We start from the raw sequence: 25,012 nt of genomic DNA on the forward strand, positions 1-25,012 counted from the left end.
CATCCGGCGCACCTGGGCCGGCTCGAAGGTCCGCAGCCATGGATCGGCCTGCTGCAGCCCGTACAGCACCTCCTGGCTCAGTGGCTCGGGAAGGGGCAGGAGGCTGAACTGGTGGGTCACTGATGATCTTTGCGTGATGTCGCGTCGCAGTTGCCCTTCGCTGCAGGTCAGGGCGCGCGCTCCAGCGACATCACGCGACGAAACTCATTAGTTCCGGTGGTAGCTGGCGAGGAGGAAGAGCCAGATCTCGCTGACGGTCGGGAAACAGGCAACCGCGTGCCGCAGCCGCTTGAGCGGGACCTCCCCGGCGACCGCGACGGTCGCCGAGTGCAGCAGCTCGCTGACGCCTGGCCCGACGAAGGTCACCCCGAGCAGGACCTCCCGGTCGAGGTCGACCACCATCCGGGCGTGGCCCCGGTAGCCGTCGGCGTAGAGGTTGGCGCCCTGGGCGGCGTTGAAGTCAAGGTCGACAACCTTGGTGCGGTGGCCGGCCCGGTCCGCTTCCTCGGCGGACAGGCCCACCGCGCCTGCCTCGGGGTCGGTGAAGAAGACCTGTGGCACGGCGTGCTGGTCGGCGGTCGTGGCGTGGTCGCCCCAGGGGACGTCGTCCAGCGGAAGACCGGCGGCACGGGCTCCGATCGCGTCGCCCGCTGTCCGGGCCTGGTACTTGCCCTGGTGGGTGAGGAGAGCGCGGTGGTTGACGTCGCCGAGGGCGTACAGCCAGTCGCCTTCGACGCCGCGGACGAGACAGGTCGTATCCACGTCCAGCCAGGAACCTGGCGTGAGACCGACCGTGTCCAGGCCGAGGTCGTCGGTGTGGGGAGCGCGGCCGGTGGCGAACATGACTTCGTCAACCTCCAACTCGCCGCCGTCGTCGAGGCTGAGGGTGACCGGTCCGGCGGGGTCGGGACGGCGCAGAGCGGTCACCTGCACTCCGATCCGCACGTCCGCCCCCGCCTGGGTCAGGCCCTGCGCAATGAGCTCGCCCGCGAAGGGCTCCATGCGGGACAGCAGGGAGCGACGGACGAGCAGAGTGACCTGGGAGCCGAGGCCCTGCCAGAGGGTGGCCATCTCGGCACCGACCCCGCCGCCGCCGACAATGGCGAGGCGGGCGGGGACAGTGCTGGAGTCGGTGCCGTGCCGGTTCGTCCAGGGGCGAGCCTCTTTGATACCCGGGATGTCGGGCAGCGCCGGGCGGCTGCCGGTGGCAATGGCCACGGCATGCCGGGCGGTGAGGGTGTGGCGTGCGCCGTCCTCCCGGGTGACCGTGACCCGGCGAGGGCCGTCGATCCGGCCGTGGCCGCGGAAGAGGTCGGCTCCGATAGACTTGACCCACTTGGCCTGTCCCGTGTCGTCCCAGTCGGAGACGTAGTGGTTGCGGCGGGCAAAGACCCGGGCGGTGTCCAGCCGGCCGGTGACAGCCTGCCGGGCGCCGTCCACCCGCTGGGAGTCGGCGACAGCGATGACCGGCCGCAGCAGCGCCTTGCTGGGGACACAGGCCCAGTAGGAGCATTCACCGCCGACGAGTTCACGCTCCACGACAGCTACGGCGAGGCCGGCCGCCCGGGCGCGGTCGGCGACGTTCTGCCCGACCGGACCGGCACCCAGCACAACCACGTCATACGTGCCACTTGTGCTGCTTTCCAGTGGTTCGTTCATTTCTCCATCGCATCACGATCAGCGGCCGATCGCTCCACCCTGGGTTGTTTGCTTCACGACAGTCCTCCGTCCGGGCCAGCGGACAAGCCCATCAGCCGGGCCCGGAACTGGATCCGGCGGGTCAGCGTCGGCGCGAGCTCCCCGCAGCGAGGCGCTGACCGCGAAGGACTTGCCGTGGCCGACCTGCCCGTAGATACAGATCATCGCCTTTGCCTCGATCGCGGCCCGGATGTTCTCCATAGCCGTGAGCAGCGCCCGCGTGGAGACGATCTGGGCACCGGGCAGGCGCATGAAGTGGCCCTCCCGCCCTCATCGCACGCGTCTGGATGACAGCTGAGGACGCAGATTCGGTGAGCGGAACCCTGCTCGCGCTCCTCGGTGCGTTCGCAGTCGGCCGGCTTCTCGTGCAAGCTCGCACCTTCGTGGCTTCCGCAAGTGCACCTGAGAGTCTCAGCCTCACCCGCGGACGGACATCCTCCAGATACCAGGCCAGGATCCGGTCCAGGCCGTCCAGCATCGGAGCCCATCTGGGGCGCGGCCCCGACGTGTTCGCCGCTTTTCCGAACCGCACATGCAGCTTCACGCGACGCGCCCGTCGGCGTAGTCGTAGCGGGCGACCACAGCCGCATACCGACACTTGCCGTTCGCCCGCACAGCCCCGGCGGATCCCCTGCGGGCTACGCCGACGCGTGGATGCGGGACTTGACCGGCTGGAAAGCGCTTGAGGACTTACTCCAGGTGCGGCCCGTGGAGCGGGTGGGAGGCGGTGCGTTCGATGGCAAGGAGAGCGGCGTCGTCGGTTGGCACCTCGCCGACGTGGGCGAGTAGGTCATCGTGGATGTGACGCAGCAGGGCATCGGGGCTGGTGGCGGAGAAGGAGGCGACGCGTTCGGCGAGCGGGTAGAAGGCTCCGGTCGGCGAGCGGGCTTCGATGACGCCGTCGGTGTAGAGCAGGAGGACGTCGCCGGTTTCGAAGGGGAACAGGTCGGCGCGGTGGCTGGAGGCGGGCAATGCGGCAGGCAGTGCGCACATGCCCAGCGGGGGTGCGGGGCCGCGCGAGTGCAGGGCCGTCACCTGGTGATCGTGCACCAGCAAGGGCGGGGGATGGCCACAGTTGACCATCTGGGCCTGTGAGTCGTGGTCGGGAATGTCGAGCACGAGGGCGGTGACGAAGTGCTCGCCGGAGTCGTGCTTGGTATCGGCCACATCCTCCACGTTCAGGCAGAAGCTCTCCTCGAGTGCCGCCGTGAGCTCGGGCAGCGTGGCGTACCGGTGAACACCCTCACGGAACGCGCCCAGCAGCACCGAAGCCTCCCCGATGGCGGCCATGCCTTTGCCGCGGACGTCACCGATGATCACCCGGGTGCCGGGACGGGCGGCGCGGGCGATCGCAAACAGGTCGCCGCCGATCTGGGTCTCGTCCTCCGCGGCCAGATACAGCCAGGCCACGCGCAACGGCCCGATCCGGCGGGGTGGAGGCCGCAACAGAACTCGCTGAGCCGTCTCGGCCACCGATCGTGCCCGGCTCAGCTGACGACCGCGCCGCTCCCGCACGTAGCAGATGAAAGCCACCAGAGCGGAGAGCATGGCCAGGGCGGCGATCTGCGAAATGTGGTTGGTCGTGGCCATCCCGCCGTGGAGAACAGCGATGAATACCTGAGCGGCCACAGCCAGAACGCCGATTGCCGCAGTCAGCCATGGGCCGGCAAAGGAGGCGGTGAGTGCGGGCGCGATGACCAGCAACGGCCCCAGATGGACATCGGCCGGAGAGTGGATGTCCACCACAGTGATCACCATGATCAGCGCGAGCGGGATCGCCACCAATCCGCGGCCCGACGGCTGCTCAAGGATGCGGTCCACCGAGGCGCGCCGGACACCCATACACCTCATTGTGTACCTCACCCGAGGCGACGCATGTTCCCAGACTGTCAGCCACGGACGACGTCCCGACGGAGACGTACCTGCCCGACCTGGTAGAGCCCAGCACCAAGCCGAGCAGCCCGCCCTGAGGTGAGACCGGAGAAAACGGCGGATTCTTCGGAGGCACCGGCTGGCTCTATTCACGAGTGGTTCTGGCACACATTCCGCGAAAGATCTTGCTGGCTCTCGCCAGCACGAGGCGCGCGCGTCATGTGAGCTGCACGGACCACGCGTCACCGGGGTCCGCTGAGGCTGGACTCAAGATCGCTCACGGAATGTGTGCCAGAACCGAGTCGTGAAGGCGGTTGTACACGGGTTTGGGAGGCGCCCGGATCCACGGGAGGGTGATGTTCACGAGTTTTGGAGTTTTGAAGGAAGTGGGGGGTTGGCCAGGCCGATATCAGGGTGTTCCCGGTGAAAGGCCCTGGTCATACCACAGATATCGAAGGTCGAGCTGCACGCGGCGATCCGGCGGGACCATCGCGGAAACAGGACTGTGCGGGAGCGTGAGCGTAAGTACAACGTCACCTGGCGGACGGTGCGCAAGGCCCTGGACTCCGCTTGATCGGAGCCACGCAAGAGGCTTCCGCCGCGGCTGTCGACGCTGGATCCGTGCAAGGCGGTGATCGACGGGATTCTGTGGGCTGACCTGGATGCGCCGCGCAAGCAGCGGCACACGGTCACCAAGCGGTGCGGCGTGGCCGCGATCGCCATCGAAGACCTCGACTTCACCACCGAGAAGACCCGGGAGAAACACGGCCGCCGCAAACGGTTCCGGCAGCTGATCTCCGGCATCCCGACCGGCAGGCTCAAGGCCCGGCTCGTCTCCATGGCCGCCGAACACGGCCTTGCGATCGTCGCGGTGGATCCGGCCTACACCTCCCGGTGGGGTGCCCAACACTGGCAGAAACCACTGGCCACCCCCCACCGCACCATGTCCCGTCACGATGCCGCCGGTATCGCGATCGGACGACGCGCCCTCGGACACCCGGTCCGGGATGGGGTATCCCCTGCTCGAACGGAGTTGAGAGCTTGGGGAAGGACGGCACCGCCCCCACACGACCGGAGCGATCGTGCGGGGCATCGGACCGCCCAGGCCGAACCAGGTGACCGGGGGCGTGAGGGAACCCGCCCACCCGCAACGGACCACGCCCCCAGAGACGTGCCGCCGAACGGGACGAGAAAGCGACAACCCAGCGCATCCAACACCGTTCGGGATGCGCCCAGTACACATCGGTGGGTCCAGGACTCACTCATGCACACTGGCTAGGAACGGTTCGATGTTCATGCCATCCGGGCCGACGCGGATCCGCTCGACATGAAGGACATGCAGGGCGGCGGCCGCAGAGGATTCCCGCTCACCACCGCCCCTCGCGAGTGATGGGCCCGACGGCATCCCACCTACGCGGTCCACGGGGAATCCCCACGATCGGGTGCAGGGCCCACACACGTCGAGAACCGCGCTTCAGCAGGCCAGTGAATTCCTTCGGCCCCCACCTCGACGGCCCACGGGCCCGGGTGATCGACAGCTCGCGGCCGGCGAGCGGGCCGCCCAGGAGTCGAACGATCACAGCGGTACCTCCATCCGGCGGGACTCTCCCGCCTCACCCCTTGGTGGGGCTCGGCACACGAAGGACAGCATCGGGTGCCGGCTCTTCCGTCCCGGCTCCGGGCTGCCGGGCTGACGGCGGCGCGGCGCGGCGGGCCCCGGCCGACGCGCAAAGGAATGGGCCTGACACCACCCGCCGGGGGTCGCTCGTTTCTTGGGTTCAGCGGCCTGGGGGCGGGGGCGATCCACTGGGGTGGTGCTGGTGGTGACCACTGGGATGGGATGTGAGGTGCGGCCGATGGGACGGGGTGCGTTCGATGACCAGGAGGGCGGCGTCGTCGGCGGGGTGGCCGCCGATGTGGGCGAGCAGATCGCGGTGGATGTGGTGCAGCAGAGTGTCGGGGCTGCTGGTGGGGAAGGAGGCGACTCGTTCGGCGAGCGGGTAGAAGGCTCCGGACGGCGAGCGGGCTTCGATGACACCGTCGGTGTAGAGGACGAGCATGTCACCGCCTTTGAAGGTGAACGCGTCGATGCGGTCGTCCTCGATCGGTCGTTCGCACACGCCCAGCGGAGGCAGGGGCTGTCGGGCATACAGGACCGTGACCCGCTGATCGTGCACCAGCAGAGGAGGGGGATGTCCGCAATCGATCATCTCGGCGGCCGACAGGTCGTCGGGGATCTCCAGGACGAGGCAGGTGATGAAGTGCTCGCCGGCGTCGTGCTCGGTGTCCGTCACGTCCTCCAGATTCCGGGAGACGCTCTCTCCGAGGGCAGTTACCAGCCCGGGGAGGGTGGCACGCCGGTGAGCGCCCTCACGGAATGCCCCCAGCACCAGCGAGGCCTCACCGATGGCAGCCAGCCCGTGGCCCCGGACATCGCCGATGACCACCCGGGTCGCGGCATGCGCGGCGCGGGCGAACGCAAACAAATCACCCCCGATCTCGGCCTCGTCCTCCGCGGACATATACAGCCATGCCACCTGCAACGGCCCGATCCGGCGTGGCGGAGGCCGCAGCAGAACACGCTGAGCTGCTTCTGCCACAGAGCGCGCCAGACTCAGCGCCCGCTCGCGCCGCTCCAGCACAGACCGCATGAAAACCACCAGAGCGGAGAGCACCGTCAGCGCGATGATCTGCGCCACGCGGTTGGGCGTGGTCAGTCCACCGAGGAAGACAGCGATGAACACCTGGGCCGCCACCGCCAGGACCCCAGCGAGAGCAGTGAGCCATGTCCCGGCGAGGGAAGCGGTCAGAGCGGGCGCGACGACCAGCAGTGGGCCCAGCTGGACATCGCGCCCGGTGTAGATATCCAGCGCGGCAATCGTCACAATCAGCACGAACGGGACCGCCACCAGCCCACCACCGGCTGGATGCTCCAGGAAGCGATCCCACACACGTCGTACACCCATATACCCCTTATGCTCCACCGATAGCGCACCCCCAGCCAGCCGACGGGTCGGGCCTTCTCCCAGCCTTCCTGCGGCGGCCTCATACTGTCCGTCCGCCAGCCCTGCCATGACTTCCGATTACGGAAGTACGGCTCCAGCACGCGCCAGTCGAAGAGACGGGTACGTCCAGCCTTCAAGGCCTGGTCCAAGGGGAGGGGCCGGTCCGAGTCGATCTCGGCGACATGCAGGAGCTCGGCGGGCAGGTAGGCCAGGAAGGGGGTGGCGACGCTCAGCACGCTGTGGAGCAGCGGTTCGGGAAGCCGGCGCCTGATCGGAACCAGGAGCAGGGGGACCGCGCGCCCACCAGAATTCCACCGGCGTAGGACTGGGCGAAGGTAATCGCCGTGCCTGTCCAGGAGAAGGGCCGCTCGTCGGTGGCGACATCTACGGCCACCGCCAGCAGGACTGTACGGCGAACACCCGCCGGCTCAGCCCCCCGCCCGGGGGCAGTAGCTAGCAGAACGCACCGGAGATGGGCGATAAGCACCGTTGATTAGTCCTCGATGAACGTGACCATCTCCTCGAGTGGCGCCCGGCCCGTACGGGCGTAATCCACCGTGACGTCCTCGAACCCGATCGACATGCCGCAGAAGAAGATGAGCTCGTCCGGGGGTGAGAGGACCGCCGCGACGGTCTTGCGATACACCGACCACGCCATCTGCGGGCAACTGTGCAGCCCTTCGGCGCGCAGTAGCAGCATGACGGTCTGCAGATACATGCCGACGTCGGACCATTGGGGCCGCCCCAGGCCGCGGTCGATGTAGCAGAACAGGGCGGCGGGCGCACCGAAACAGTCCCAGTTCGCGGAAGCGGCCCGCTGGCGCGCCTCCCAGTCCTCGCGCCCAATACCGAGTGCGCTGTAGCGCTCATGGCCGAAGGCGGATCGGCGCTCGCGGTACGGGGACTTCAGTGCGGGCGGGTACATCTCATACTCCCGCTCGTCCCAGGGGTCGCATGAGGCCACGCGTTCGCCGGCACGCCTCTTGAGCTCGGCCAGCGGCCGGCCGGTCAGCACGTAGGTGCGCCACGGCTGGAGATTTGACCCGGACGGCGCCCAAGCCGCGGCGGACAGCACACGTTCCAGCACCTCCCTCGGCACAGGTCGGTCGGTGAACCCGCGCACCGCCCGTCGGCTCGCGACCGCCTCATAAACGTCCAAGGTCATCCACCTCCCTCACCTGCTCCACGTGTCTGCTTATGGACAGTCGGGAACCTTAAAATGTGACAAAGTAGCACTCTCAGTACGCGAAGCTGTTCGCCCAGTGCGAAGCTGTGCGAACCGGGCATAGAACCTGTCTGTCCCCGCAACCCACGACTCGACCTGCTCAACCGTCAGCGATTCATCGCACCGTCACAACAACGGGCGAGTCCGGCGCCCAGCGCGGTCGATGCCCTGGCTGCGTGAGGCCGCACAGACCACGCCTGGCCCCTGTATGGAGTACGTGGCATCACTCACGACAGGCTAGGGCTGGGTTCTGTGCGCTCTGCGTGCCGGAGGGGGCGCGAGCGAGTCAGGAGAGCCAGTCGGCGTAGCGGGTGGGGGCGAGGTGAGCGTCCTTGTCGGTGAGGACATCCCCTTTGACGGCGGCGAACATACCGGCGGTGGGGTCGGTGACGACGGTGCGGTTGTCGCCCTTGCGGGAGAGGGTGATCCGGCCCAGCTCGTCCAGGGTGAAGATCTCGGGGCCCGCGATGTTGCGCCTGCCGTTCAGCGGGGCGCCCGCGGCGACCTCCGCCACCGCGCTGGCCACGTCCTTGGACGCGATCGGCTGGATCGGCGTGGCGGGCAGCCGGATGGTGTCGCCGTCGGTGGTCCAGGACAGGACGGCGTCCATGAACTCCATGAATTGCGTGGCCCGGACAATCGAGTAGGGGATCGGCCCGGCCGCGAGGATGTTCTCCTGGAGCGTCTTGGCCCGGTAGTAATCCAGCTCCGGGACCTGGTCCGTGCCGACGATCGAGAGGATGACGAAGTGGCCGACGCCGCCCTTCTGGGCCGCGGCCAGAAGGTTGTCCATCGAGGTCTGGAAGAAGGCCGGGGATGCTTCGTCGAAGGTCGAGGAGTTCGTCAGATTGACGACGACGCCAGCTCCCGCCACCGCCTCGTCCAGTCCCTGGCCGCTGATGACGTCGACTCCGGTGGACTGCGAGTGAGGTACCGCCTCGTGTCCGGCGGCGTTCAGATCCTTGACGACCTGCGCCCCGATCAGCCCGGTACCGCCGATGACTGCGAACTTCATGACATACCTTTCGTTGAGATTACGTACGAAATACGTCATATGAGCCGCTATGGGGGCGCGGCAAGAAACGGCGCCCTAATCGGCTAAGGAACGGGGGTGTACAGACCGTCCGCGAAGGTGACCATCTCGCCGAGGGGCGCCCGGCCTATGCGCGTCACCTACCGTGACGTCTTCGAACCCGCCCTGCTACCACGGCCCTGAACAGCGAAAACACACACACTGCCGCCCGCGAGCTGCCCGGCATTGCACCAGGCCGGACGGTGGCCGGGTCTCTCATCGGCGTCTCCGACGGCACCCCTCTGGCCCGGCGCCCCCCCCAGGCCATCCGTTCGACAGAGGGGACACAGTCATACCGGGCCCGGAGGCCAGCGGCCCCATTGCAGGACCGCGAGCGCACATGCGGGAGCAACGCCGTCCCGGCCGGGGCCAGCGCCACCGAGTGGCGATCGCGATCGAAGAGCCGCACCCCAAGATCCTGTTCGAGCGCCTTGATCTGCTGGGACAACGATGGCCCGGCGATCAGCAGCCGCTCAGCAGCCCGCCCGAAGTTCAGCTCCTCGGCAACTGCCACGAAGTACCACAATTGACGCAACTCCACGCCCCGCATGCTACGGCCGCTGAGAGGCTGCACCTACCACCAGCGAGGACACCGGTCGTGGCAAACACCCCGACGACGGGCGCCCCATGAGAACACGACAGAGCCCCGCCCCCGGCACACCCCACAGCGCCCCGGCCCGGCCCGGCGCCCGAACAACGGAGCCACCCCATGCGCGAGTTCCTGGTCGAGATCACCACCACTATCCCCGAGGGCACCCCCTCAGGAGGAGGTCGACCGCCGCCGCGCCGCCGAGGCCCACCGCGCCCGCGAACTCGCCGCTGCCGGCTACCTGTCCCGGCTGTGGCGCCCGATCGGCGAACTGCGCAGCATCGGCATCTGGCGCGCCGCCGACGAGGACGAACTCCACGGGAAGGTCCTCGACACCCTCCCGCTGCGCCCGTGGATGACACCCACCGTGACCCCGCTCGAATCCCACCCCAATGACCCCGGCCGAACCCACGACGAAGCCTGACCGCGCGCCACCTCCGTCTGCTTCCCTCTCCCCCACCCACCGCTTCGGGGGCTCGACAGGCCGGCCCGATGCATCTCGGCCGCACGGGGCAGCGACCGCACCCGAACAGCACCAGCTCACCGACGCGGCCGCAGGCGTCCCGTCCGCCCTCCGCTGTCGCCCCACCCACCGGCGCCCCCCGCGCGAGCAACCTCGCGGGGGGGGGTGTCTCTATGGGGGCTGGCCGCACGCAACTGCCGGCGATTGTCAGCAGCCGCGTGCGGCAGACTTGGCGAGTTGTCAGCTGGTTCGGGTCACGGGAGCTGTCGGATGCCGAAGGCGTCGTAGACCAGCCATGATCCGCCGGTTGTGGTGACGGTGACGGTGTTGTCGCCGGCCTTGAGCTTGGCGGCGGGCAGGGTCACGTTCACCGTGGACGGCTTGGTGTTATTAGCCGATGTGGCGCCACCGCCGCCGCCGGCCGGGGTCTGGACATTGCTCAGCTCGGCGCCGTTGAGTCCGATCGTGAGCGCGGGCGGGGCAGTGGGGTGGGTGTCCTGCAGCCAGGCGGTGAACGTCAGATCGCTGCTCGGCGCAGTGGCGAGATTGAAGTTCAACGTGAACGTGTGCGACTTGCTCCCGGCCCAGGAGTCGCGAGGCCCGGGCTGGATGTAACTCCAAGCGGTGGCCGGGTTACTCACACCCGTGGTGAAGGTGACGTCATTGGGGAACGTCGACGGATAGGCACTGTATCGATTCGGGGCCAGCGCGAACTCATGGCTGCTGGCATCGGTCTCCCCGGCCATCGTGATCGGCTTGCCGACGGTCGCCGGAATCGTACTGCTCGAGGGGAACTCCCCGTCGACGGACAGCGTGACCATCTCGCGGCCGAACGCGTCCTGAGCCGGGGTGAGGGAGAACGTGACGGTCTTGGACTCCCACGCATTCAGGGTGACGGGCTGCGGCGCGCTCGCCGTCCACCCGGACGGCACGTCCGCCTGCACCGTAACGTCCGTGCCGGCGGCCGTATTGTTGGTGACGTTCACCCGGACAGATGTGGAGTGCCCGGCGACCAGATCCAGGCCCTCGGGAGTAGCTGCGACGGCATCGACCGGGTTGTACCCGACGCGGATCGTGCTGGTGTCCTCGTCAGTGCTCTTTGCGTTCTTGAAGGTGGCCTGCGCGGACAGTGCCGGGTCACCGGGCTTTGCGTCCGCGGGGGCTGTGACCGTCCAGGTGGTCTTCACCGACTGGCCGGGCTCGAGGTTGGTGGCCGTGGCGGGCGAGGTGGCTTCAGCCGTCCAGCCGTTGGGCACGGTGAGGTCGACGGAGGCGTTCGACAGCGCCATGGGGCTGACGTCGTTGGTGTAGGTGGTCGTCACCGTGGCGGTGGAGCCGGGCTTGACGAACGAGCGCGCGTCGACCGTGAGCGAGTGCTCCGCGTTGTAGCCGGGCACGATCCACTTCTGGCTGGTCGTGCCGTCGCAGTCCCGCAGCTCCGCCGGGGTTCCGTTGGCGATGTCCGCGCCGGGGACGGTCAGGCAGCGGCCGGATGCCGGGTTGAGCAGGGAACCGTCGGTCTTGGGCTGCCAGGTCTGCGCGGGGGTGCCGTCACAGTCGGCGAGTCCGGTCTTCTGGTCCGCGGTGGCGGTCAGGCACTTGTCGGCGTTGCGGAGCGTGCCGTCCCCGTGCCTGACCCACTGCTGGTTGTCAGCTTCTTCGCAGTGCCACAGGCCGAGCTTGCCTGGCTCCGCCGGGTTGGTCCGGTGGTTCTCCAGGCATCGCCCGGCCGTGCCCTGCAGGCGCTCGGTCTGCGACAGATCGAACGCGTCAGTGATCGTCGAGACGTCCGGGTCGGCCGTGTGGTTGATGTGGTCCAGGCCGTACATGTCCAGCAGCGTCTTCGTCACGTTGTAGTGGTTGATGCGCTCGCTGTACTCGCCGGCCTTGACCATCGGCCCGACCATGAGCGTCGGGATGCGGTTGACCGGGGTGAAGTTGTCCTCGTCCCAGGTCAGCACGAACAGGCTGTTGTGCGTCTTGGCCCACTGGATGTACGAGTCGAAGGTCTTCTTGACCCAGGCGTCGCCCTGCGCGAGGGACCCGTCATGCATGCTCTGATCGCCGTTGCCCACGACAAAGGAGACGGTGGGCAGCTTTTCGAACCCCTCCGGCGTGGTCGGGAACTGCTCCAGCCGCTTGTCCATCGGGTTCAGGTTCGCCGCGGTACCCGGCGTGGTCTTGAAGCGAAACCACTGCGTGGGCTTGGCCTGGTTGGCGTGGTTCGCGAAGGTGTACCCGTGGGTCACCAGCTGGTTGGCCAGGTTGTCGGTGTCGACGGACGACGGCGCGGGATGCGTGTTGGTCTTCACGATGTCCGAGGCGGACAGCAGCGCATAGTAGTTGGGCAGGCTCGGGTGCTGGAGGCCGTAAGAGTCGGTGAACGACGCACCCTGGGCTTCCAGGGACTTGATGTACGGCACCTGGTCCTGGGGCTTGGTGGACGGGTTCTTGAGGATGTCGTCGTAGCCCTTGTTCTCCATCATCACCATGACCACGTGGTCAGGCTTGGGAACCTCGGGGGAACCCACGACCACCGAAGACGCGGCGACCGAAGACCCGGCGTCCGGAGTCTCCGCGGCCGCGGAAACGGCCCCCGGAAGGGCGATACATGCCAGCAGGGCCGAGGCCATCAGGCCTCGGATGCTTGGGCGCGCTATGCGCATGCTGGTTCTTCCTTGTTAGGGCGACAGCACACGCCGGCATCGCGGCGAAGACCACCGCAAAGGCAAACGGTGATGCTTCCGTTGTGCTGTCGCAGCCATTCATGGCAGCCAGCAGCGTAGGGACGTTCACTCCCACCGTTTTAAACTAAAGGTGAACTTCTCAAATACAGCCGAACAGGTATGGGGCCGAACGCTGCGTACGGACGCAAAGCCTGGAGTCACCCCCAGGCGATCGCGTCAGACGGCGCTCCGGGCCACGGTGACACCCCCAGATCATGCCTTCAACAGGGGGCAACAGTCATGCCGGGCCAGGAGGCCAGGAGCCCCGTTTCAGGGCCACGAAATAGGTAACTGGGCGCGCAACCTCAGGGACGCCAACCGGACCGAAGCGTTCCAATTCAGTTCACTCTACGTCTTCTTGGCCAGGGAATATGCGCCTATAAATTTGGCGAGCCACTGCCACAAACCGCACATCAGGAGTAATCCATGCCCAGTTGGAGTCCGCCCCGGCGCGGCTTCACCGTCTTGTTGTCCGCCGTCGACTGGGCCACCACTTCCGCCGACCCGTGGGCCGGACTCGGGGGCCCCGACCAGGCGGTCGGCGCGGTGCTGGTGGGCACGTCGACGCCCGCCGTCCAGGCCGCGTCCGGCATACCCGCCATCTGGGCTGGGTGACCATGTACGTCAGTGAGAGCCGCGGCAGCACTCCCGCCGCGACCGCGCCGACCGCCCGGGGCCTTTTCCCCGGGCGGTCGGCTGTGACGACGACCGTGCTCGTGCTCGGCACGGTCAGTCTCGTCACCGACATCTCGTCGGAGATGGTCACCGCCATCCTGCCGCTGTACCTGGTCACCGGACTGGGCCTTTCCCCGCTCGGTTTCGGTCTGCTCGACGGGGTCTACAACGGATTCAGCGCGCTCGTCCGGCTGGTCGGCGGGCACCTTGCCGACCGCGGCGGCCGCCACAAAACGGTTGCCGCCCTCGGGTACGGCCTGTCCGCGATCTCCAAGCCGCTGCTGCTGGCCGCGCACACGCTGCCGCTGATCGGCGCGGTGCTGGCGATGGACCGCACCGGCAAGGGTCTGCGCACCGCGCCCCGCGACGCGCTGATCTCACTGTCCTCGCCGCCGGAGACCCGCGGCCGGGCATTCGGCGTGCACCGGGCGATGGACACCACCGGTGCCCTGCTCGGGCCGCTGGTCGCGTTCCTGATACTGCGTCAGGCACCCGAGGGCTACAACGTGGTGTTCACGGTCAGCTTCTGCGTGGCGGCCCTGGGCGTGATCGTGCTGCTGTTGTTCGTGCCCTCGCGCGCCCCGGAGCTGGGCGCCACGCCGGCGTCCGCCGCGGAACGCCCGTCGCTGCGCGCCGCCGTCGCCCTGCTCGGCCGCCGCGAGCTGCGCCGCCTGGTGCTGTGCGCGGTGGTGCTGAGCCTGGCCACGGTCAGCGACTCGTTCGTCTACCTGCTGCTGCAGCGGCAGCTCGGGGTGTCCGACCGCTGGATCGCGCTGCTGCCGCTGGGCACGGCCGTGGCGTTCCTGTTGCTGGCGGTGCCGCTGGGCCGGTGGGCAGACCGGGTAGGCCGCTGGCGGGTATTCATCGGCGGCCACCTCGCGCTGCTCACGGCGTACGGGCTGCTGCTCACACACGTACAGTCCGGGTGGCTGCCGTACGCGGTCCTCGCGTTGCACGGCGCCTTCTACGCCGCCACTGACGGTGTGCTCATGGCCGCCGCGGCCGGTTGCGTACCGGCCGGCCTGCGGTCCAGCGGACTCGCCCTGGTGCAGACCGGCCAGGCCGCGGCACGCTTCGTCGGCTCGATCGCCTTCGGCGCGGCCTGGACGGCGTGGGGCGACCGTTCCGCGCTCAGCGGTGCGGCGCTCGCGCTGGCGCTCTGCCTGGTGTTGTCGATACGGCTGCGCCCGGCGGCCGAACATTCAGCGGCCGAGAGTTCGGCACAGGAAAAGGGAGTGACGGGCAGTGACTGACCAGGAAACGAGGCACCGGATGACCAAGGCGCCCCGAACAGCCCCGGCGGCCCACGCGATGACCAACCGCAACAAGCTGCTGGTGCTCCTCGCCAGCGTCCTGGCCCTCACGAGCGTGGCCGGGGTGGTCGGGTGGTCATACCAGGCGGACCGCAAGAATCAAGTCCAGGCGGGCGGGCCCACGGTCGGCGCCGGCACGGTGTCGCTCGCGCCCGGCAGCCCCCCTCGGATCGTCTTCCGCTCGCTGAAGTATGGGCCGCACCGCGACGAGTTGAGCAGCGTCCCGCCGGACGCGCCCGACGGACCGCGCACCTACTCCGGAGTGAAGTGCATGCGCTTCTACGCGGCCGCTGGCACCGGGATCTGCCTGCAGTCCGAGATGGGTGCGTTCCAGGAAACCTACACTGCGCTCGTCCTGGACCCGAGCCTGAAGGTGACCCGGCGGATACCTCTGGCCGGAATTCCCAGCCGGGCCCGGGTTTCGCCCAGCGGGCACATGGCCGCCTGGACGGTCTTCGTCGGGGGTGACGGTTACGCACAAAAGACCTTCTCCACCCGCACGTCGATCCTCGACACCCGCACGGGCGCCCTCCAGCCCAGCCTGGAGGAATACGCCGTCACCAAGGATGGGAAGCCTTTTCACCCCGTCGACGCCAACTTCTGGGGCGTCACGTTCATCGACGACAAACACTTCTACGCCACGCTCGGCACCGACGGCCAGACGTATCTGATCCACGGCAACGTCACCACCAAGAAGGCCACCACGCTCCGTACCAACCTCGAGTGCCCCTCACTGTCCCCCGACGGAACGAAGATCGCCTTCAAGAAGCGCGTCCCAGGCCTGCCCAAGAACCTCCCCTGGCGGCTGTACGTCCTGGACCTCGAAACGATGCAAGAGCACCCGGTCGCGGAAACCCGCAGCCTCGACGAGCAGGTGGTCTGGTCGGACGACAACAACCTGGTCTACTCGCTCCCCGACTACGACGCCCATCTCTACACCGTCCCGGCCGATGGCTCGGGCGCTCCTCAGGTCCTGGCGCACGACGCCCTGTCGCCGGCCTGGATCGGCTGATCACGGTCACTTGTCGTGGTCAGCGGTTCTACGTCACGTCTGCTCAACCCTGCAAGAAGGCCACTCGGCCGGGGATCTACGGGCGGAGGGTGTATTTGGATTTAGGCTTCCTTGCACATACGGCGGTGACGGAGCGTTATTCTTGTCGCGCCATATCACCGGCGGTGCCATGACGCCGGTGACCTCGGTGTATTCCGCGGTGAGCGAGAGAAAGCCCGATGGGGCGTACGCCCGGTGGTTGTAGGGCGACGATCCCTGTACGTGTCGTTCGAGCACCGATGTCAGTGGCGTCGCCCCGGAGACGTGGGTCTTCACGGACGCTGCTACCTTGAAGCTTCCCCTTGATCGTGGACACCTGGAGACTGGGACGCGAGAGCCCAGAGGAAGCAGTGCCAGGTGGGAAGCAAGTACACGAATCGGTACTCGGACGAGTACAAGCGGGACGCGATCGAGCTCGTCCGTTCGTCGGGACGGACACTGACCGAGGTCGCCCGGGAGCTTGGGATCAGTTCGGAGTCTCTGCGGGGCTGAGTGAAGAAGGCCCGCGCCGCTCAGGACACCGGATCAGTCCCCGCCGGGCGGGGCGAGCCGAGTGCCGCCGACCGGGACGAAGCCGCCGTTCGACTTCACCACGTCGTGGATCGATCCGGGCGCCTGCCCCAGCGCGCGGCCGATCTCGCTGAGCGACTGCCCTCCTTCCATCGACGCCAGACCTCCCGCTTCTGAGCATCCGACATCCCCGGACGTCCGCCACCTGCAACACCCCCGGCGCCTCTTCTACCAGGGATGCTGCACCGACCAGTTGAACTCAGAACGCCTTCTTCGCGAAGGAGAGCGACCGGTGAGCGAGATATGCCGGTTCATCCACGCGGAGAAGGCGAACTACACCATCATGCTGCTATGCAAGGTGATGAAGACCGCCCGCTCCACGTACTACACGTGGGTGGCCGGGGCTGAGGCCCGCGAGGCGAGGCGGCGGGCCGATGAGGCCCTGCCGCACGAGATCACGGTGATCCCCATCGCGTCCCGGCGGAACTACGGCGTCCCGCGCGTCACCGCCGAACTGCACCGGCAGGGCCGAGTGGTCGACGCACCGGCCGCCGCAGTCTGCCCAAGGCCGACACCAAGGCCGCCCCGTCGCCGGACCTGATCGGCCGGGACTTCACCGCCACCCGCCCCGGAACGAAGATCGTCGGGGACATCACTACATCCCCACGGCTGGGGGCTGGCTCTACCTCGCCTCGTGGCTGGACCTGGCCACGCGCGAGATCATCGGGTACCCGATGTCCGACCACCATCGCGCTGAACTCGTCATCGACGCCCTGGACATGGCCCTCGTGCTGGGCCGCCTGGAACCCGGCCGCGAGATCCACAGTGATCGTGGATCGGAATACACCTCCGATCAACTCCGCCACAGAATCGGCAAGTTGGGACACCGGCAGAGTGTGGGCCGAACCGGGAGCCGCTTCGACAACGCCGCCGCGGAAAGCTTCTGGGCCGTACTCAAAGAGGAGATCGGCACCCGCTTCTGGCCCGACCGGGCCACCGCCCGCTCCGAAATCTTCGACTTCATCGAAACCTTCTACAACAGACGCCGCCTGCGCAAGCACATCCACTGGGGCTACCTCACGCCCCACGAGACACGCCTGCGCTACCGGCAAGACCAAGCCCTCGCGGCATAACAGCCACGTGCCCAAGATCACGGGGAAACTTCAGACAGGCGCTCACCCCAGGGGCTGTACTGGTAGGACTTGGTCAGCTCGCCAGCGACCTTCTCGTCCAGGACCTCGCCGACAGACCCGCCTTTGGGGGTCGGACGCCACCCGTCAAACAGGTGACGACACGGAGTGCAGGGCAGACGCAGGCCTGGAACTCACCGCAGCAGCACGCCGAAGGCGACCGTGAGGAATGATTCGAACGCCCGAGCCGAACGGTCCACCCGCGCGGAGATTAGCGCACCCTCCCAGGCGTTGAGCACGAAGCGCGCCAAGGTGGAGGCCTCCAGGGTCCTGGCCACGTCGCCCGCCTCCTGGGCGTCGGTGATGGCGAAGGCGAGAGCGTCGGTCCAGGCCTGCAGGCCGGCGTGCGTTGTCGCACGCACCGCATCGCTGTGATCGGCGACCTCAACGGCGAGATCGCCCACAAGGCAGCCCCGGTTGAATCCGGCTTGGATGTTCTCGTCCCGCAAGAACTCGAAGTGCTCCCGCAACCGGGTCAGCGGCGCGACCGAACGGTCACGCAGCGCCTCCAGCCGCCGAGTGTCGCCGTACCGCTCCAAGGCGACTACGGCCAACGCTTCCTTGCTCTCGAAGTGGTTGTAGAAGGACCCCTTCGGAGCACCTGCGGCATCGGTGATGTCCTTCACGCCCGTCGCGGCGTAACCCCGGGTATGGAACTGCTCGACCGCCGCAGCGATGAGGTTCTCACGCAGACTGGCTCTTGGCATCGCTGGACCTCCTCCCTACAAGATGAGCGATCACTTTACAGCCGCCCATTCGTGTCCATCCCATGCGGCTCCACCACCCGCATCCCTCATGACTCTGGCGCTTCCATCAAGGCGGGCGGTCGCATTCAATATTACCACTACGGCTATCCATGCAGGCCCCCTGTGACCGGATTCCACCAGTACAGCTGCGGGGTTGGCGGACCGTGGGCGCACTCGTTCGCCGCATCCCTTGCGATTTTCAAGACGACCGGTCATTATGGTGGTCGAGCGCAACCCGCCACCAAGGGCGATGGCGCACCAGCAGGAGGACGTCGTCATGACTGATCTCACGGCCCAAATCATCAAGGCGCACGGTGGCCTGGACCGCTACAACGAGTACGAGACGGCCACCGTCGACTTCCACTCCGGAGGTGCGTTGTGGGGGCTCAAGGGCCAGGAAGCGATTTTCGACCGTGCCGCCGTCCAGGTCGACCTGCGCCGGCAGCACGCGAGCCACTACCCCTTCCGCGAACCCGGCCTGCGGACCTCGTTCAGCGCCGGGCGGGTGGCCATCGAGACCGACGAGGGCGAGGTGCGGTCCGAGCGCCTGTCGCCGCGTGACGCTTTCGCCGGTCACACCCTCAACACCCCGTGGGACGACCTGCATGTCGCCTACTTCGCCGGCTACGCGATGTGGACGTACCTGACGTCCCCCTTCACCTTCGCGTCCCCCAGTTTCCGCACCGAGGAGCTGTCCCCCGTCATCGAGAACGGCGAGGAGTGGAGCCGCCTCAAGGTCACCTTCCCCGACGATGTCGCCACACACAGCCAGGAGCAGCTCTTCTACTTCGGCAGCGACGGACTACTGCGCAGGCACGACTACACCGCAGAGGTCATCAACGCCGGGCCGGCCGCGCACTACGCCTCCCACTACGCGGAATTCGGCGGGATCATGGTTCCCACCAAGCGGCGCGTCTACCCCCTCAGGGAGGACGGCGTGGTGGTGCGTGACATCGAGCTGGTCACCATCGACGTCGAGAACGTCACGTTCGCCTGACCTCGGCAACTCATCCGACAGCGCGGCCGTGGGCACAAGGCCCGCGTCCGAAGCAGAAGACAGCCCCGAACCGCTCATCCCCCGCCCCTTGCGAAGGGTCGGGGGATGAGTCGTACGTAAGAGCCGAACAGCAGTAGCGCGGGCCTGCCGCCCCTACCGCGCCGGCAGGCGGGCCACCATGTCCATGCGTCATCGTCATGCCTTGGACCATCTCTAGCCGGACGATGGGGCCATCTCGGAGCGACGGCCTGCGGAAGCTACCGACGTAAGAAGTGAGTGATGGAGACATATTTCGGGAAGTTGCGGGCGTCGACGTGATCTGGTCAGCCCTTGGCCGCTACGGCATCGAACCGGCGCCCGGAGGGCTGGCCTTCGTGCAGGAGCTGAGAACACGATTGCCGCGGGCAAGCCGCGTAAGGAGGACCTCCTCGCCGACCCCTCCACGGCCCAGAACTGGCTGAACGGCGCGCTGTCCGACTGGGCGGGCACGCCTGGGGCGGCTCACCTGAGCGTCGAGCTGGAGCCCGGGGATCTGGAGCGGCTGCGTGATTTCCGGGACGACCTGCGGCGCGGGATCGCGACGCCGGACGGTGACTCGGCCGACCCCGCCGGCATCGCTTCCGCCGCGCTCCCCGCGGTCTCCCTGAGCATGCGCTGGGACACACAAGGGCGTGTCCAGCCCCTCCCCCGCGGATCCAGCTGGCGGCTGGTGGCCTCCCTGGCAGCCATCGAGGTGTTCAAGGCGCAGCAGGAGGGCTCCTGGAACCGGCTCAAGACCTGCCGCAACCCGCGCTGTGCGGTGGCGTTCTACGACCGCTCCCGAAACAACAGCTGGGTGTGGCACGACGTGAAGGTATGCGGCAACGCCGCCAATCTGCGCGCCTATCGCGCACGCCGTCGGTCCGCTCACACAGGCTGAAACGCCCTGCGTGATGCAAGGCGGCGTCTCGACGCCGGCTCGCGCAACGACGTACGCCCGCCCGGAGACCGCGTGGTGCGGCCCCGGACGGGCGCTGTCATGAAGGCCGTGAACAAGCGCGGCGGTTCGTATCGCGGCTCGTCTGTCAGCCGCGGAGGAAGGCGTTGACGTCGGCGGCGAATTCCTTGTGGTGCCGGAACAGGAATCCGTGGGCGGCATCCGGGTAGATCTTGAGCTGCGCGTTTGGCAGCAGGCCGGCCAGGAGGTGCGAGTAGCGGGGCGGGATCATCGGGTCGCTGTCGCCGTTGGCGACGAACACCGGCTGCGTGATGCCCTGCAGCCGCTCGAGCTTGGCGTGGTCGGGGATGCCCCACCGGGTCACCGCGTCGTACTGGGCCAGGCGGGTCTGCCAAGTCGTGGGCTCGTCCGGTCCCTCGGTGCGCAGGCCGAAGATACGGCCGGCGGCTGCCTGTCCCGCCGCGAGCCCTTCGGGGCTGCTGCCGAAGAAGACCCGCACATAGCCTTCCGGCGACGGCTCCCGGCCGCCGACCGCCTCGATGACGTCTGGACGCCAGCCGTGAATTCCCGAAGCGCCCTGCGGCGCCGAGGAGGCCAGCACGACCCGGTTGACCAAGTCCGGGCGGTGCAGGGCGATGTCCTGGGCGACAAAGCTGCCGAGGGAGAAGCCGAGCAGGTCCACCTTGTCCAGACCCAGCGCGTCGATGAACTCGATGGCGTCGTCGGCCATGGCGGCGACCGTGTTCGGGGTGCGCCCGGTACTGGCACCGACACCCGTGTTGTCGAACGTGATCACACGGCGTTCCTCCGCCAACGCGTCGATCAGTGCCGGGTCCCAGTTGTCCAGATTGCCGCGGAAGTGCTGCAGCAATACCAGGGGCAGCGCCTCGCCATCCGATCCGACGCTGCGGTAGGCGTATTCGATGCCATTGGCAGCACTCACCGTCTGCGTCCGCACTGCTGAGTACGTTGTCATTTCAGCCTCCGTAGGTTGTGGCCAGGAGCCGTCAGCGATCGGTGCTGCGGGCAGCCTGCTCGATAAGGCGGGTGACCACGCCGGGCTGCGAGGCCGTCACCGCGTGCGAGGCCTTGACCTCGACGGTGTGCGCGTGGGCGCGCTCGGCCATGAAACGCTGCGCTTCCGGCGTGATCGCCTTGTCCTCGGTGGTGATCAGGTCCCAGGAAGGGATCGTGGTCCAGGCGGCCTCGCTGGGCTCGTCATCGAAGACCGAGGCCGCCACCGGGCGCTGCGCCGCGGCTGCCAGGTCGGTGAGAGACGTCGGCACATCGGCGGCGAACACGTCGTGGAACTTGTCCGGCTTGATGTACAGATCGATACCGGTGCCGCCGCCGGGGAGCGCGAACGGAACGGGATTGAGGGCGGAGCCCAGGTCGGCTCCCGGGAACCTGCTGTTCAGCTCCGTCACGCTCTCGCCCTTCTCGAGAGCGAAGGCCGCGATGTAGACGAGGGCCCTGACTTGCGGGTTGCCCGCGGCTGCCTCGCTGATCACGGAGCCGCCGTAGGAGTGACCGGCGAGCACAATCGGCCCGTCGATGCTGTCGAGGAGGCTACGGAGGGCGTCCGCGTCGTTCGCCAGCCCGCGCAGGGGGTTGGCCGCGGCGACCACCGGATAGCCGTCGCGCTGCAGGCGCTCGATCACGCCGTTCCAGGTGGAGCCGTCCACGAAGGCGCCATGCACCAGCACGACGGTGGGCTTCTGCTTCGGCTTCTGCTCCTCGGCCTTGGCAGCTCCGGCCGGCGCCGTGAGCGTCAGCGTGAGCGCCGCGGCTCCCGCGACCGCGCCCAGGGCGACGGCCGACGTGCGGGGATGACGCAGAACCGTCTTCTTGACCATGGCGATTCTCCTTAAAGAATGCCGGGTCCGGTGTTCAACCGGGCCGCGAAGTGGTTGCGGGTCACTGGTGACCCGGAGCTGATACTCAATATGACCGGTCGTCTTAGATTTGTCAAACTGCACTCCTCGAGGCCGCCGGCGCCAACGGGCCGTCGACGACGAACACCGCGGAAGGCCTTGTCCCCGCCTACGCTCACGGAGCGGAGAAGACGGTGAAGGTGACGGACGCCCTGCCGCTGACCCACTACGACAGCCGGGGACTCACGGCCTTCTACGTCGCTTTCGGCGTCACGCTCTCCGGTTTCTCCCTGGCCCAGAACCTGATGGGGCTCTCGGTGCTCCTGCGCATGCGCCACCGGTTCACCGTGATGACGGCCTTCGCGGCCGTCGCCGGCACTGTTGCCGCGACGCTGTCCGGGCCGGTGCTAGCGGTGGTTTGTTAAGCCGGGGAGTAGAGGTCAAGCGGGTGGCCTGCGCCAACGGCGTTGATCAGGGCTTGGAGTTCGGGTGGTGGGGGTGCATTCGTCCAGGCTCGCCAGCATCGTTGGAGGCTGGTCCAGGGGTCGAGCCAGGCCCGGACGGCGCGTATTGCCTTGGGCCAGCTGACCGTGTGGGGCTGGTGGGGTCTGGTTGGTCCCCCTCTCGGGCCGGCCCGGCTCTTCGGGCGGCTTTGGTGGTGCTGTGCCGGGCGAAACCTCGGGCGGTGGACTGAACCAGGCGTCCCAACAGAACGAGAACGCGCAGGTGACCAGCGTCTGGTGGCGACGGATGGCGGTGTCGGAGCGGACCTGGAAGTCGGCCCACCCGAGTTCGTCCTTGACCTGCTTGTAGTTCTGCTCGATCCAGTGCCTGATGCCGTAGATCCGGACGACTTCGTGCAGGTCAGCGGCGGGTTCGGGACTGTCGGCCTCCCGGAGACCGCCGGGGCGGGGCAGATCGGTAGCCAGGTACCAGGTGGCCTGCGCGGGCAGGGTGGCCGGGTCTGCGGTCGCCACGACCAGGCGGACGTTTCCGTCGGGTCCCCACCAGCCGAGTTGGGCGTCGGCGGCCCACCACGTCTCGGTGCGCCCGTCGCGGAAAGTCCGCTCTACCGGGGTCCAGTCGCCGGGATGCTCGGGGTCCGTCCCGGTCAGGGCGCGGGCGGCGTCGACGGGGGTGTAGGCGTCCTTGCCGTAGGCCCAGGTACCGTGGCTCGGTTTGAGAGCCATCACGAACGGCAGCCCCGCCTGGCCGAGTTGTCTGCGGAAACCGTCCTGGTCGCCGTAGGCGCAGTCGGCGGCCACGGCTCGGAAGGCCACCCCGGTAGCGTTCGCGGTGCGGGCGAGTTCTGCGGCGATCTGCAGTTTCGTTCGGAAGTCGGGATCGCTCCTGCCCTTGGGGAAGTGATGGGCGGGGCTGTAGGGCACAGCGTGCAGCGGGTAGTAGAGGTTCTCATCAGCCCAGCAGGTGGTCACGGTGACGATGCCGTTGTCGGTCTTGCCCAGCCGGCCCAGCCACTGCCGGCCGATGTGCGCCGTCGCCTTGCCGTCCTTGCGGTCGCCCGAGTCGTCGATCACCAGCACCCCGCCCGGGTGCGGCGCGGTCGCGGGGTCGGCCAGCAGCAGTTCGACCCGGCGGGCGTTGACCCGCTCGTGGTCCCACGTCGACTCGGACAAGAAGAACTGCAGCCGCTGCACCGAGGGGTGCTGGGCCCCGACGACGGGTTCGGTGCCAGCCAGGCAGGTCAGCGTCCTGTTGCGGTCCCGCGGCAGCAGCAGTCCCGTCAGGTACTCGCGGAACCCACGGCACTGTACCAGTGTGGAGAACAGGCCATCGAAGCGTGCGGCGTAAGCTTCCAGCGGGCCCGGTGCGGGCGGACACGGCAGACGACGGGTCATCACAAGCCCCCAGGCGGCGAGGCGACGTTCCTCTGCTACCGGCCCACTACGGCCCTGACCCGCCGTCAACAAACCACCGCTAAGTGGTTGGCTCCGGAAGTCCTTCGGGGGTTGACGTGGCGGTTGGTTTCGTGGCCGAGGTGCGCAGGTGTGCCGACCGCTGGTGGGACGCGATCATTACGATCTTTGAGCAGCCTCACGGCCCTCACCCAGCCCCTCTCCATCATCACCAACCAACGATGACCGCAACACCGTTGCGTTTGAGTCTTGAGTCGCAGATCAAGCCCTGGTGAATGACGCAACGGGACGTCCTGATAGATCAGCTTGTGTCGAGCAAGAAGATCATCGGGAGTCCCGTTGCAGGAGAAGTCTGTCATCATGCGCACGGTCGAGGCGGCCGGGGGTGTGTACGCACCCGGCCACTTGGGTGAGTTGACCCAGGTCGTGGACTTCGTACTGGTGGACGCGGTGATCGAGGAGACCGGGTCACGTGAGAAGCGGCTGCGGCTGCTGCCGTCCCGGGTCGTGGTCTTCTTTGTCCTCGCGCTGGCCCTGTTCGAGGACTGCTCCTATCGAGGCGTGTGGGGCAAGTTGACGGCGGGGCTGGAGGGACTGCCGCTGATACGTCCGGCGGTCTCCTCGCTGTCCAGGGCCCGACGGCGGGTCGGGGCAGCACCGCTGCGGCGGCTGTTCGAGATCCTCGCCGGGCCCGTCGCCAACCTCGGGCAGCCCGGTTCGTTCTACCGAGGGCTTCGGACCGTGGCCGTGGACGGCACTTTGCTGCACGTGCCCGACGAGGAGGCGCTCACCTGGCGCTATCCCAAGCGAGTGGGCGAGAGCGTGGAGTTCGGCTACCCGCTGCTGCGACTCGTGGTCCTGGTCGAGTGTGGCACCCGTGCCGTGATCGCCGCCGCATTCGGCCCCGAGACCGACGGCGAACTCCCCTACGCTGGCCGCCTGTTGGGCGCCCTGGACCGCACGATGCTCCTGCTGGCCGACGCCGGCTTCGACGCGAACACCTTCGCCCGCGACGTCCAGGCCACCGGCGCCCAGTTTCTGGTGCGCTCCTCCGCCCGCCGGATACCCACGCCCTTCCGGCACCTGGGTGACGGCTCCTACCTGGCCCGGATCGGCTACGGCGTCCTGCCTGTCCTGCTGACCGTCCGCGTCATCGAGGCGTCCGTCACCGCAACCCTGGCCGACGGCACCG

The 25,012-nt window shown here is 67.9% G+C and carries 23 protein-coding genes and 3 pseudogenes; 12 read left to right on the plus strand and 14 right to left on the minus strand.

Translation table 11 applies throughout. The annotated features are described in order from the left end of the window. Positions 1-207 precede the first annotated feature (207 nt). The 3 genes from ACFU8W_RS46595 to ACFU8W_RS46605 all read right to left on the minus strand — a co-directional run bounded on the left by ACFU8W_RS46595 (position 208) and on the right by ACFU8W_RS46605 (position 3,540). Positions 208-1,659 carry a dihydrolipoyl dehydrogenase family protein gene (locus ACFU8W_RS46595; protein WP_384051709.1) on the minus strand — a complete coding sequence of 484 codons (1,452 nt, stop codon included), beginning with the start codon at positions 1,657-1,659 and terminating at the stop codon, positions 208-210. 18 nt (positions 1,660-1,677) lie between these two features. Further along, complete coding sequence (locus ACFU8W_RS46600) at positions 1,678-1,950, minus strand: hypothetical protein (protein ID WP_384051712.1); 273 nt, start codon at positions 1,948-1,950, stop codon at positions 1,678-1,680. A gap of 438 nt (positions 1,951-2,388) precedes the next feature. After that, positions 2,389-3,540 (minus strand): PP2C family protein-serine/threonine phosphatase, encoded by a 1,152-nt coding sequence (locus tag ACFU8W_RS46605; protein WP_384051714.1) that lies wholly within the window; start codon positions 3,538-3,540, stop codon positions 2,389-2,391. A 709-nt stretch (positions 3,541-4,249) separates the two neighbouring features. Between ACFU8W_RS46605 and ACFU8W_RS46610 the strand changes: the two are divergent. After that, a pseudogene (locus ACFU8W_RS46610) lies at positions 4,250-4,849 on the plus strand (IS200/IS605 family accessory protein TnpB-related protein); the annotation flags it as partial. Positions 4,850-5,348: 499 nt separating this feature from the next. Here the strand turns inward: ACFU8W_RS46610 and ACFU8W_RS46615 are convergent. The 5 genes and pseudogenes from ACFU8W_RS46615 to ACFU8W_RS46635 form a co-directional block, all read right to left on the minus strand. After that, positions 5,349-6,479: a PP2C family protein-serine/threonine phosphatase gene (locus ACFU8W_RS46615; RefSeq protein ID WP_384051717.1), complete on the minus strand. Its 1,131-nt coding sequence runs from the start codon at positions 6,477-6,479 to the stop codon at positions 5,349-5,351. Beyond that, a complete protein-coding gene (locus ACFU8W_RS46620; RefSeq protein ID WP_345509897.1) occupies positions 6,458-6,811 on the minus strand; it encodes a hypothetical protein in 354 nt (117 codons plus the stop codon). The genes ACFU8W_RS46615 and ACFU8W_RS46620 overlap by 22 nt, the downstream gene beginning before the upstream one ends. 257 nt (positions 6,812-7,068) lie before the next feature. Beyond that, positions 7,069-7,734 (minus strand): nitroreductase, encoded by a 666-nt coding sequence (locus tag ACFU8W_RS46625; protein ID WP_384051763.1) that lies wholly within the window; start codon positions 7,732-7,734, stop codon positions 7,069-7,071. Positions 7,735-8,086: 352 nt separating this feature from the next. Next, positions 8,087-8,815 (minus strand): SDR family oxidoreductase, encoded by a 729-nt coding sequence (locus tag ACFU8W_RS46630; protein WP_384051722.1) that lies wholly within the window; start codon positions 8,813-8,815, stop codon positions 8,087-8,089. 388 nt (positions 8,816-9,203) lie between these two features. Beyond that, positions 9,204-9,422 (minus strand): annotated as a pseudogene (locus ACFU8W_RS46635) (LysR family transcriptional regulator); the annotation flags it as partial. 159 nt (positions 9,423-9,581) lie between these two features. On the opposite strand from ACFU8W_RS46635, the pseudogene ACFU8W_RS46640 reads away from it, so the two are divergent. After that, positions 9,582-9,885 (plus strand): annotated as a pseudogene (locus ACFU8W_RS46640) (muconolactone Delta-isomerase family protein). A gap of 293 nt (positions 9,886-10,178) precedes the next feature. Here the strand turns inward: ACFU8W_RS46640 and ACFU8W_RS46645 are convergent. Further along, positions 10,179-12,590, minus strand: a complete 2,412-nt coding sequence (locus ACFU8W_RS46645; RefSeq protein WP_384051726.1) for an alkaline phosphatase family protein — start codon at positions 12,588-12,590, stop codon at positions 10,179-10,181. A gap of 486 nt (positions 12,591-13,076) precedes the next feature. Between ACFU8W_RS46645 and ACFU8W_RS46650 the strand changes: the two genes are divergently transcribed. The 4 genes from ACFU8W_RS46650 (at position 13,077) to ACFU8W_RS46665 (ending at position 16,181) form a co-directional block, all read left to right on the plus strand. After that, positions 13,077-13,265, plus strand: coding sequence for a hypothetical protein (locus ACFU8W_RS46650; RefSeq protein ID WP_384051729.1), 189 nt, complete (start codon positions 13,077-13,079; stop codon positions 13,263-13,265). A 2-nt stretch (positions 13,266-13,267) separates the two neighbouring features. Next, the gene (locus ACFU8W_RS46655) at positions 13,268-14,578 is read left to right on the plus strand and encodes an MFS transporter (RefSeq protein ID WP_384051732.1); all 1,311 of its coding nucleotides are present in this window, start codon (positions 13,268-13,270) and stop codon (positions 14,576-14,578) included. Between the two features lie 58 nt (positions 14,579-14,636). Next, positions 14,637-15,650, plus strand: a complete 1,014-nt coding sequence (locus ACFU8W_RS46660; RefSeq protein ID WP_384051766.1) for a TolB family protein — start codon at positions 14,637-14,639, stop codon at positions 15,648-15,650. 396 nt (positions 15,651-16,046) lie between these two features. After that, a complete protein-coding gene (locus ACFU8W_RS46665) occupies positions 16,047-16,181 on the plus strand; it encodes a transposase (protein ID WP_384051735.1) in 135 nt (44 codons plus the stop codon). A 33-nt stretch (positions 16,182-16,214) separates the two neighbouring features. On the opposite strand, the gene ACFU8W_RS46670 is transcribed toward ACFU8W_RS46665, so the two are convergent. After that, entirely contained in the window at positions 16,215-16,352 is a 138-nt protein-coding gene (locus tag ACFU8W_RS46670; RefSeq protein ID WP_384051738.1) for a hypothetical protein, read from the minus strand. A 139-nt stretch (positions 16,353-16,491) separates the two neighbouring features. On the opposite strand from ACFU8W_RS46670, the gene ACFU8W_RS46675 reads away from it, so the two are divergent. Next, a complete protein-coding gene (locus ACFU8W_RS46675; RefSeq protein WP_384051741.1) occupies positions 16,492-16,800 on the plus strand; it encodes a hypothetical protein in 309 nt (102 codons plus the stop codon). Positions 16,801-16,858: 58 nt separating this feature from the next. Then, positions 16,859-17,332, plus strand: a complete 474-nt coding sequence (locus ACFU8W_RS46680) for a DDE-type integrase/transposase/recombinase (protein ID WP_384051769.1) — start codon at positions 16,859-16,861, stop codon at positions 17,330-17,332. A gap of 191 nt (positions 17,333-17,523) precedes the next feature. Here the strand turns inward: ACFU8W_RS46680 and ACFU8W_RS46685 are convergent, their stop codons facing one another. Next, positions 17,524-18,096 (minus strand): TetR family transcriptional regulator C-terminal domain-containing protein, encoded by a 573-nt coding sequence (locus ACFU8W_RS46685; protein ID WP_345509889.1) that lies wholly within the window; start codon positions 18,094-18,096, stop codon positions 17,524-17,526. Positions 18,097-18,412: 316 nt separating this feature from the next. On the opposite strand from ACFU8W_RS46685, the gene ACFU8W_RS46690 reads away from it, so the two are divergent. Further along, complete coding sequence (locus ACFU8W_RS46690) at positions 18,413-19,132, plus strand: hypothetical protein (RefSeq protein WP_384051744.1); 720 nt, start codon at positions 18,413-18,415, stop codon at positions 19,130-19,132. Positions 19,133-19,526: 394 nt separating this feature from the next. Continuing rightward, a complete protein-coding gene (locus ACFU8W_RS46695; protein ID WP_384051772.1) occupies positions 19,527-20,051 on the plus strand; it encodes a CGNR zinc finger domain-containing protein in 525 nt (174 codons plus the stop codon). Positions 20,052-20,196: 145 nt separating this feature from the next. On the opposite strand, the gene ACFU8W_RS46700 is transcribed toward ACFU8W_RS46695, so the two are convergent. Further along, positions 20,197-21,012, minus strand: a complete 816-nt coding sequence (locus ACFU8W_RS46700; protein WP_384051747.1) for an alpha/beta fold hydrolase — start codon at positions 21,010-21,012, stop codon at positions 20,197-20,199. Between the two features lie 64 nt (positions 21,013-21,076). Beyond that, on the minus strand, positions 21,077-21,925 hold the full coding sequence (locus ACFU8W_RS46705; RefSeq protein ID WP_384051750.1) for an alpha/beta fold hydrolase: 849 nt from the start codon (positions 21,923-21,925) through the stop codon (positions 21,077-21,079). Positions 21,926-22,137: 212 nt separating this feature from the next. On the opposite strand from ACFU8W_RS46705, the gene ACFU8W_RS46710 reads away from it, so the two are divergent. Further along, entirely contained in the window at positions 22,138-22,368 is a 231-nt protein-coding gene (locus tag ACFU8W_RS46710; protein ID WP_384051753.1) for a hypothetical protein, read from the plus strand. Between the two features lie 15 nt (positions 22,369-22,383). On the opposite strand, the gene ACFU8W_RS46715 is transcribed toward ACFU8W_RS46710, so the two are convergent. Beyond that, positions 22,384-23,802, minus strand: a complete 1,419-nt coding sequence (locus ACFU8W_RS46715) for an IS701 family transposase (RefSeq protein ID WP_384051756.1) — start codon at positions 23,800-23,802, stop codon at positions 22,384-22,386. Between the two features lie 357 nt (positions 23,803-24,159). Here ACFU8W_RS46715 and ACFU8W_RS46720 point away from each other — a divergent pair. Further along, the coding region (locus ACFU8W_RS46720) for a transposase domain-containing protein (RefSeq protein ID WP_384051759.1) at positions 24,160-25,012 on the plus strand (853 nt) is incomplete at its 3' end.

This window comes from Streptomyces sp. NPDC057565 (assembly GCF_042801455.1).
Lineage (GTDB): Bacteria > Actinomycetota > Actinomycetes > Streptomycetales > Streptomycetaceae > Streptomyces > Streptomyces yanii.

Excerpts from the sequence above, each read along its gene's own strand:
- ACFU8W_RS46600 (WP_384051712.1), bottom strand. The coding sequence starts at position 1,950 with ATGCGCCTGCCCGGTGCCCAGATCGTCTCCACGCGGGCGCTGCTCACG.
- ACFU8W_RS46630 (WP_384051722.1), bottom strand. The coding sequence starts at position 8,815 with ATGAAGTTCGCAGTCATCGGCGGTACCGGGCTGATCGGGGCGCAGGTC.
- ACFU8W_RS46705 (WP_384051750.1), bottom strand. The coding sequence starts at position 21,925 with ATGGTCAAGAAGACGGTTCTGCGTCATCCCCGCACGTCGGCCGTCGCC.
- ACFU8W_RS46655 (WP_384051732.1), top strand. The coding sequence starts at position 13,268 with ATGTACGTCAGTGAGAGCCGCGGCAGCACTCCCGCCGCGACCGCGCCG.
- ACFU8W_RS46660 (WP_384051766.1), top strand. The coding sequence starts at position 14,637 with ATGACCAACCGCAACAAGCTGCTGGTGCTCCTCGCCAGCGTCCTGGCC.
- ACFU8W_RS46650 (WP_384051729.1), top strand. The coding sequence starts at position 13,077 with ATGCCCAGTTGGAGTCCGCCCCGGCGCGGCTTCACCGTCTTGTTGTCC.
- ACFU8W_RS46605 (WP_384051714.1), bottom strand. The coding sequence starts at position 3,540 with ATGGGTGTCCGGCGCGCCTCGGTGGACCGCATCCTTGAGCAGCCGTCG.
- ACFU8W_RS46645 (WP_384051726.1), bottom strand. The coding sequence starts at position 12,590 with ATGCGCATAGCGCGCCCAAGCATCCGAGGCCTGATGGCCTCGGCCCTG.
- ACFU8W_RS46715 (WP_384051756.1), bottom strand. The coding sequence starts at position 23,802 with ATGACCCGTCGTCTGCCGTGTCCGCCCGCACCGGGCCCGCTGGAAGCT.
- ACFU8W_RS46595 (WP_384051709.1), bottom strand. The coding sequence starts at position 1,659 with ATGAACGAACCACTGGAAAGCAGCACAAGTGGCACGTATGACGTGGTT.
- ACFU8W_RS46685 (WP_345509889.1), bottom strand. The coding sequence starts at position 18,096 with ATGCCAAGAGCCAGTCTGCGTGAGAACCTCATCGCTGCGGCGGTCGAG.
- ACFU8W_RS46690 (WP_384051744.1), top strand. The coding sequence starts at position 18,413 with ATGACTGATCTCACGGCCCAAATCATCAAGGCGCACGGTGGCCTGGAC.
- ACFU8W_RS46670 (WP_384051738.1), bottom strand. The coding sequence starts at position 16,352 with ATGGAAGGAGGGCAGTCGCTCAGCGAGATCGGCCGCGCGCTGGGGCAG.